This window comes from Undibacterium sp. 5I2 (assembly GCF_035019605.1).
Taxonomy (GTDB): Bacteria; Pseudomonadota; Gammaproteobacteria; order Burkholderiales; family Burkholderiaceae_D; genus Undibacterium.
Genome location: NZ_JASJVS010000203.1, coordinates 1 through 238 on the forward strand (window position 1 = coordinate 1; position 238 = coordinate 238).

General features: G+C 44.5%; 1 protein-coding gene. It reads right to left on the reverse strand.

Features of this window, described 5'->3' with window-relative positions; all coding sequences use genetic code 11:
- Positions 1-238, reverse strand: a 238-nt coding sequence (locus tag QN359_RS19980; RefSeq protein WP_323493644.1) for an integrase core domain-containing protein, incomplete at both ends; no start/stop codon positions are given.

A 238-nucleotide genomic window follows, 5' to 3' on the forward strand; every position in this document is an offset into this window, starting at 1 on the left:
GGCGTTTGATAACCCAATGATTGATGTTTACGTTCAGCGTTGTAGAACATAAAATAGTTCGCCAAGCCGATCACCAACTCCGGCATACTTTCATGCTTTTTCAAATACACTTCTTCATATTTCACACTGCGCCATAGACGCTCAACAAAAATATTATCCAACGCCCGACCGCGACCGTCCATACTGATTTTGATGCCGTTTCTAAGCAGCAGCCCAGTAAAGGCCTGGCTGGTAAACT